Raw genomic sequence first — 7658 nt, 5'->3', positions numbered from 1 at the left:
CCAGGCCCCGGCGGCCGGCGGTTCGTTCGGCGGCGCGCGTCCGGTCCAGACCCGCAAGGTCGAGGTCGGCCCGGCCGACTACCAGGCGTTCGAGCGCCTGCTCGGCGACATCCAGGACGCCTACACCCGCGAAGATCGGGTGACGCTCGGCAACTTGGCGACGCCCGAGATGGCCGGCTACTTCGACGAAGAGCTGCGCAACAACGCCGCCCAGGGCGTGGTCAACAAGATTACGGACGTGAAGCTGCTGCAGGGCGACCTCGCGGAAGCCTGGGGCGAGGACCGCACCGACTACGCCACCGTGGCGATGCGCTACGCCCTCAAGGACGTCATGGTCGACCGCGCCAGCGGCCGGGTCGTGAAGACCGAGCCCGCCCCGGAGGCCGTCGAGCTCTGGACCTTCCAGCGCCAGCCCGGCCGCGGCTGGGTGCTCTCGGCGATCCAGCAGACCCGTTGATCTTGGGATGCAGCGTCCCGGCCGTTCAGGCCGGGGCGCGGTTATCGAGCCGGCGCCGTTTCCGCGGCGCCGGTTTTTTGTTTTTTGGGCAGATACAGGATCAAACGGCCCGGCGGCTGTAAATCCAACCCCGTCATTCCGGGGTCGCGAAGCGGAGCCCGAAATGACGGGGTGGTCGCTCGAGCGGGAGCGCAATTACTGAACGCGCGCCCGGCTACTTTACCGTCCGCGCCCCGCGTCCCACAGGTTGGCCAGGGTCACGAACCCCGCCACCGGCACCTCCTCGGCCCGGGCCGTCTCCAGGATCCCGGCCGCCGCCAGCAGGGCGCCGGGCTCGGGGCTCAGGGCCTTCAGGCTCTGGCGCAGCATCTTGCGGCGCTGGCCGAACGCCGCCCGGGTCACGGCCTCCAGGGCGCCGGCCCGGCAGGGCAGGGGCTGCGCCCGGGGCAACAGCCGCACCACGCTGGACGTCACCTTCGGGGGCGGCACGAAGGCCGAGGGGCTCACGTCGAACAGGATGTCGGCCTGGGTGCGCCAGCCGCACAGCACGCCGAGACGGCCGTAATCCGCCCGGGTCTCGGGGCCGGCGACGATGCGCTCGGCGACCTCGCGCTGGAACATCAGCACCGCCTGGTCCCACCAGGGCGGCCAGGCCGCGCCGTCGAGCCAGCCGGTGAGCAGCGCGGTGCCGACGTTGTAGGGCAGGTTCGCGACGATCCGGACCGGGCCGGTCCCGATCAGCGGGCGGGGATCGAAGGCCAGCGCGTCGGCGTCCACCACCTCCAGCCGGCCGGGATAATGCGCGGCGATCTCGGCCAAGGCCGGCAGGGCGCGGGGATCGCGCTCGATCGCCACGACCCGGGCCGCGCCCTCGGCCAGCAGCGCACGGGTCAGGCCGCCGGGGCCGGGGCCGACCTCCACGACGGTCACGCCTTCGAGCGGCCCCGCAGCGCGGGCGATCCGGCCCGTCAGGTTGAGATCGTACAGAAAGTTCTGGCCCAGCGCCTTCCTGGGCTCCAGCCCATGCCGGGCGACGACTTCGCGCAGGGGCGGCAGCCCGTCTCCATCGCTCACAGCTCGTCCTCGGCGTCGAAATGCTGGGCGCCCGTGGCGCGCGGTCGCCCGGCATAGATGCTGAACGGGATGATGTCGGCGCCGCCCGGGCCCGGACCGTTGCGGGCCGCCTCGGTGTCGGCGAGCCGCCGCGCCAGCCGCAGGGCGGCGATCAGGCTGTCGGGCCGCGCCACCCCGGTCCCGGCGATGTCGAAGGCGGTGCCGTGGTCGGGCGAGGTCCGCACGAAGGGCAGCCCGAGGGTGACGTTGACGCCGTCGTCGAACGCGATGGTCTTGATCGGGATCAGCGCCTGATCGTGGGTCGGCGCCAGGGCGACGTCATAGGTCGCCCTGGCGCGGGCGTGGAACAGGGTGTCGGCGGGCAGGGGGCCGCGGATGTCGATCCCGGCCGCGCGCAGGCGCGCCACCGCGGGGGCCAGCACGTCGCGGTCCTCGTGCCCGATGGTCCCGGCCTCGCCGGCATGGGGGTTGAGGCCGGCGAGCACCAGGCGCGGCTCGGCCAAGCCGAACCGGTCGCGCAGGTCCCGGGCGACGATCCGGGCGGTCTCCTCCACCAGCTCCTGGGTGAGCAGGCCCGGCACCTCCTTGAGCGGGACGTGGATCGTCACAGGCACGACCGCGAGATCCGGGCTCCAGATCATCATCACCGGCCGCGGCGGCGTGCGGCCGGGGGCGACCGACAGGGCGGCCAGGAACTCGGTATGGCCCGGATGGGCGAAGCCGGCCCGGGTCAGCACGAACTTGGCGATCGGGTTGGTCACCACGGCGCCGGCGCGCCCGGCCGCTACGAACGCCACCGCGGCGGTGATCGACTCGATGACCGCGCCGGCATTGCCGGAATCCGGGACGCCGGGCTCGGCCGCCACCGTCGCGCCGCTCGGCAGCGGCACAACGGGCAGCGCCCGGGGAAACACCTCGGCGGCGGTCTCGGGATCGACCTCGGCCACCGGGACGGGCCGGTTCAGCCGGTTGGCCAGGCGCTCGATGAAGTCCGGGTCGGCCACGAGGAAGAACGGCGGCAACGGATCCGGGCCGCCGCGTCCGAGCCAGGCGCTGAGGGCGAGTTCCGGGCCGATCCCGGCCGGGTCTCCGAGGGTGAGGGCGAGCGGCGGCATCGGGGGTCTATAGCGCCGGTGGCGCGGGGGCGCATCCTTTTGAGGAGAGGCCCGACGGCTCACCGATCGGACAAAGATCACGACCTCTGTGAGATGCGCGTTTCCCTCCCCCCTTTGCGGGAGAGGGTGGGCCGGCCGTCAGGCCGGGTCGGGAGCAGGGGAATCGCATTTGGCAGCGGGGTCTTTCGGCGAAGCGCGAACTGGATTCTTTAAGGTCTCCTGGAGCACGGGAGATCCTGCATGGGCGGTCTGGGTGTGTTTTTCGCGGCGGTTCCGGATCCTCGGTCCGGCAATGCGCGGCACGACCTGTCGGAGATCCTGTTCATCGCCTTTGCGGCCGTGCTGTGTGGCGCGGAGACCTGCGTCGACATGGCCGAGTTCGGCGCCCCCAAAGCCGATCTTCTCGGCTCGGTGCTGGCGCTCAAGCACGGCATCCCGAGCCACGACACGTTCAGCCGGCTGTTCCGGCTGCTCGATCCGGAGCCGTTCGAGGCGGCCTTCCGCCGTTTCATGGAACGCTTTGCCGAAGCCTTGTCGGGGCAGGCCGGCCTCGGCGGCCAGACCATCGCCCTCGACGGCAAGTCGCTGCGCGGGGCCGTGGATCGAGCCCGGCGCACGCAGCCCCTGCATCTGGTCACGGCCTGGTCGGCCGAGCAGCGTCTCGTCCTCGGGGTGCAGCGGGCGCCCGGCCGCAGCGAGGTCACGGCAGCCCGGGCCATCATCGCGCTTCTGGACCTCACGGCCGCCACCGTCACGGCCGATGCCCTGCACGGCAACCGAGCCACGGCCCAGGCGATCCGCGCGCGCGGCGGCGCTTATGCCCTGGTCATCAAGGGCAATCGCGGACCGCTGCATCGGGCCGCCCAGGACCTGTTCGCCAACCCCGACCCGGCCGAGGCCGCCATCACGACGGACGCCGCTCATGGCCGCCACGAGACACGCACGGCCTGGGTTCAGCCCGTGCCCGATTGGGCCGAGACCTACCGCTTCCCCGGCCTCACCGCCATGGCCCGGATCGACAGCCTGCGCCGGATCGGCGACACCACCGAGCGGCAGACCCGCTACATCGCCCTGTCGCGCACCGTCGAACCCGCCGAAGCGCTCCGCCTCGTGCGCGTCCATTGGAGCATCGAGAACAACCAGCATTGGCTGCTCGACGTGGCGCTTGCCGAAGATCGCATCCACACCCGCAACGATCGCACCGCCGAAAACCTCGCCATCCTGCGCCGCCTCGCTCTCAACCTCCTGCGCGCCGACACCGCGAAGGGATCCATCCGCGCCAAAATCAAGCGCGCCGCATGGAACGACACATACTTGCTCAGCCTCATCAGCCAAATGCGATAGCCCTGCTTTGCGGGGGAGGGTGGCCCCTGCGTCAGCAGGGGTCGGGAGAGGGGAACCCGGCTTCCGGATGGAGCAGAGCAGGCGTGAGGGTGAGCGCCCTATCCTGCACCGTTGCTCCCCTCTCCCGACCCCCTTCGGGGGCCACCCTCCCCCGCAGAGGGGGGAGGGAGACGCGCGTGCGTCTGGCCCTCAGACTCATTCAGCAGCGATGTTTCACACATCGGCTTGCGAAAGCCGCCACGCGCCCCCTCTCCCGTGCGGGAGAGGGTTGGGGTGAGGGACCAGGTCTTTCCGGAAAACGCGCATCCCTCACCCTGTCCCTCTCCCGCACGGGAGAGGGGACCCGCGGCACATCCGAGGATGTGTGAATCCGATAGGCAGAGGGGGAGGGTGGGCCCGTCCTGCCTCGCCCCCCATGACAATCCGCCCCGCCTGTCCGGGAACACCCCCCGCAAGCTCGGCCGGAGGCTCGGATCCGGGCAGCGAATCGGAAAGACCGGGGACGGGGATCTTTCCGAGCCGCGTACCCGATGGCGTTGTCCGTCTATCTCGTCGTCGGCCTCGGGGCCGCGGTCGCCGGGTTCGTGCAGGGGCTGTCGGGCTTCGCCTTCGGGCTCGTGGCCCTGTCGTTCTGGGCCTGGGTGATCGATCCGCAGCTCGCCGCCGTCCTGGCCGTCGCCGGGTCGCTCACCGGGCAGATCGTCGCCGCCGTCACGGTCCGGCGCGGCTTCGACCGGGCCCGCCTCGCCCCGTTCGTGCTGGGCGGGCTCGCCGGCATTCCACTGGGCGTGCTGCTGCTGCCGCAGCTCAATGCGGACTGGTTCAAGGTGGTGCTCGGCACCCTGCTGGTGCTGTGGTGCCCGGCCATGCTGCTCGCCAAGGACCTGCCGCGGATCACCATGGGCGGGCGGCTGGCGGATGCCGTCGTCGGCCTGAGCGGCGGCCTGCTCGGCGGGCTCGGCGGCTTCACCGGCACGCTGCCGACCCTGTGGTGCGTGCTGCGCGGCTACGAGCGCGACGTCCAGCGCACGATCATCCAGAACTTCAACCTGACCATGCTGGCCGTGACCATGCTGGTCTATCTCGGCTCGGGCCTCGTCACCCGCACGGCGCTGCCGATGCTGGCCGTGGTGCTGCCCGCCATGCTGATCCCGGTCCTGCTGGGCACCCGGGTCTATGTCGGCCTGAGCGAGACGGCCTTCCGCCGGGTTGTGCTCGGCCTGCTGACGGTCTCCGGCGTGACGCTGCTGGCGGCGGCGCTCCCGCGGGTGCTGTAAGGCGACGCCGCATTTCGACCGTGTTTGTCGGGGAGCACCCGGGGCAATCCAATCTGCTAAGGTCTGTCGCGCTACTCTGTCGCCGCGTTGGCCGGACGAGAGGCCCGGCACCGGAGATCGTGATGGCGCGCAAGTATTTCGGAACCGACGGCATCCGGGGCCGGGCCAACGGGGTGATCACCCCGGAACTCGCCCTCAAGGTCGGCCAGGCGGCGGGCCTGGTGTTCCAGCGCGGCGACCACCGCCACCGGGTGGTGATCGGCAAGGACACGCGCCTCTCCGGCTACATGATCGAGACCGCCCTGGTGGCGGGCTTCACCTCGGTGGGCATGGACGTGCTGCTGCTCGGCCCGGTGCCGACCCCCGCGGTGGCGATGCTGACCCGCTCGATGCGGGCCGATATCGGGGTGATGATCTCGGCCTCGCACAACGCCTTCGAGGATAACGGCATCAAGCTGTTCGGGCCCGACGGGTTCAAGCTCAACGACGCGATCGAGCGCGAGATCGAGGAGCTGATCGACGCCGAGCTGCATACCCGGCTCGCCGGCTCCGCCGACCTCGGCCGGGCCAAGCGGATCGAGAGCGTGCATGCCCGCTACATCGAATTCGCCAAGCGCACCCTGCCCCGGCACGTGACCCTCGACGGCCTGCGGGTGGTGGTCGATTGCGCCAACGGCGCCGCCTACCGGGTCGCCCCCGAGACCCTGTGGGAGCTCGGCGCCGAGGTGATCGCCATCGGTACCGAGCCGGACGGGTTCAACATCAACCGGGATGTCGGCTCCACCGCCCCGGCCGCCCTGGTCGCCAAGGTGCGCGAGCGCCGGGCCGATATCGGCATCGCGCTGGACGGCGACGCCGACCGGGTGCTGATCGTCGACGAGAAGGGCCACGTGGTCGACGGCGACCAGCTGATGGCGGTGGTCGCGCGCTCCTGGCAGGAGGACGACCGGCTCACCCAGCCGGGGCTGGTGGCCACCATCATGTCCAATCTCGGCCTGGAGCGCTTTCTCGGCGGCCTCGGCCTGTCGCTGGCCCGCACCGCGGTCGGCGACCGCTACGTGCTCGAGCACATGCGCGAGCACGGCTACAACCTCGGCGGCGAGCAATCCGGCCACATCATCATGTCGGACTACACCACCACGGGCGACGGCCTGGTGGCGGCCCTGCAGATCCTGAGCGTGGTGCAGCGCCAGGGCCGGCCGGTGAGCGAGGTCTGCCACTGCTTCGACCCGCTGCCGCAGATCCTCAAGAACGTCCGCTACCGGGCCGGCGAGCCGCTGAGCCAGGACAGCGTGGTCAGCGCCATCGCCCAGGCCCGCGCCCGGCTGGGGAATGGCGGCCGCCTGGTGATCCGCCCCTCCGGCACCGAGCCGGTGATCCGCGTGATGGCCGAGGGCGACGACCGCGGCTTGGTCAACGAGGTGGTCGACGAGGTGGTCGAGGCGGTGACCAAGGTCGCGGCCTAAGATCCGGGGTCCCAAAGAGCCTGCGGCCCGGCCCTTTCAAGGTGTTGGGCTGAGAGCCAGGACATGGCGTCGAGCCGGCCTGCACGGTCCTTTTCCCGGGCGCATGCAGCGCCAGCGGAATGCGACCCGGGACCCAGCACACGACGGCGCGAAGCGTCCGTCCGATCGACCTGTGCCGCTGGCGCGGCGCTTCGTGTGCTGGGTCCCGGATCAGGTTCCGCTTCGCTTCACCTGTCCGGGAAAAGGCGCGCGTGATCTGCTCAGGAGCGCTGATTCCACGAGGTGCTCACGCGTAGGCGGCGCGCAGCACGGCCGGTGCGGTGGTCCGCCAAGCCGCCAGCAGGGCGGCGCGCAGGGATTCCTCCTCGCAGAGATCGAGGTCGAGATTGGTCCAGCCGCGCCGGCCCCAGGCGCCGTCGAGGGGCGTGAACAGGTCCGGCTCGGCCTCGCACAGTTCGGCCTGGTCCACGGGGGCCAAGCGCAGCACCACCCGGGCCTCCTCGACCCACAGGGTCGCGAACACCCGCCCGCCGACCCGGAAATCCGGGTTGCCGCGATGGGCGCCCGCCACCGTCTCCGGCAGCATCAGCGCCAGGATGCGCACGTCCTCGGGCAGCACCGGCTCAGCCCGGCCCACGGGCGGGCGTCGTCGTGATCGTGCGGAATGGTGCAGCCAAGACTAGCAAATCCGTCCCTGGGTTGCAGGTTTGCGGCCCGTAAGCAGCCGGCAAGGCTAACATTTAACGTTAAGCCGGATTTAAGACGTTCGATCCATCCTTCGCCTCGTCATCAGAGCCGGCATGCCAAGCCTCCGGCACACGAGCCCAGTGAAGGAATCTCCATGGCCCGCTCCAAGCTGAACGCTTTGGTGCGCAGCCTGACGCTCGCGGCGAGCGTCGGCGCGCCCTGCCTGGCCGCTGCCGCG

At 71.2% G+C, this 7658-nt stretch carries 7 protein-coding genes; 4 read left to right on the top strand and 3 right to left on the bottom strand.

Annotated elements, in window-relative coordinates; all coding sequences use genetic code 11:
* Window positions 1-457 (top strand): TIM44-like domain-containing protein (locus FV228_RS15490; protein WP_187277767.1); only part of this gene is annotated, 457 nt, incomplete at its 5' end.
* Window positions 458-676: 219 nt separating this feature from the next.
* On the opposite strand, the gene rsmA is transcribed toward FV228_RS15490, so the two are convergent.
* Both rsmA and pdxA read right to left on the bottom strand, forming a co-directional pair.
* Entirely contained in the window at window positions 677-1531 is an 855-nt protein-coding gene (gene rsmA / locus FV228_RS15485) for a 16S rRNA (adenine(1518)-N(6)/adenine(1519)-N(6))-dimethyltransferase RsmA (protein ID WP_147855439.1), read from the bottom strand.
* Window positions 1528-2646 (bottom strand): 4-hydroxythreonine-4-phosphate dehydrogenase PdxA, encoded by a 1119-nt coding sequence (gene pdxA, locus FV228_RS15480; RefSeq protein ID WP_147855438.1) that lies wholly within the window; start codon window positions 2644-2646, stop codon window positions 1528-1530. The genes rsmA and pdxA overlap by 4 nt, the downstream gene beginning before the upstream one ends.
* A gap of 240 nt (window positions 2647-2886) precedes the next feature.
* Here pdxA and FV228_RS15475 point away from each other — a divergent pair, with 240 nt between their 5' ends.
* The 3 genes from FV228_RS15475 to glmM all read left to right on the top strand — a co-directional run bounded on the left by FV228_RS15475 (window position 2887) and on the right by glmM (window position 6733).
* Window positions 2887-3990, top strand: a complete 1104-nt coding sequence (locus FV228_RS15475; RefSeq protein WP_147855437.1) for an ISAs1 family transposase — start codon at window positions 2887-2889, stop codon at window positions 3988-3990.
* 530 nt (window positions 3991-4520) lie between these two features.
* Window positions 4521-5267 carry a sulfite exporter TauE/SafE family protein gene (locus FV228_RS15465; RefSeq protein ID WP_147855435.1) on the top strand — a complete coding sequence of 249 codons (747 nt, stop codon included), beginning with the start codon at window positions 4521-4523 and terminating at the stop codon, window positions 5265-5267.
* Window positions 5268-5389: 122 nt separating this feature from the next.
* Entirely contained in the window at window positions 5390-6733 is a 1344-nt protein-coding gene (gene glmM, locus FV228_RS15460; RefSeq protein ID WP_147855434.1) for a phosphoglucosamine mutase, read from the top strand.
* 286 nt (window positions 6734-7019) lie between these two features.
* Here glmM and FV228_RS15455 read toward each other — a convergent pair whose 3' ends face one another.
* Entirely contained in the window at window positions 7020-7352 is a 333-nt protein-coding gene (locus FV228_RS15455; RefSeq protein ID WP_147855440.1) for an MmcQ/YjbR family DNA-binding protein, read from the bottom strand.
* Window positions 7353-7658 lie beyond the last annotated feature (306 nt).

Origin of the sequence: Methylobacterium sp. WL18, from assembly GCF_008040015.1 — a bacterium.
Lineage (GTDB): Bacteria > Pseudomonadota > Alphaproteobacteria > Rhizobiales > Beijerinckiaceae > Methylobacterium > Methylobacterium mesophilicum.
Note: the sequence above shows the minus strand (reverse complement) of the source record. Positions and strands in the feature narration are given on the sequence as shown.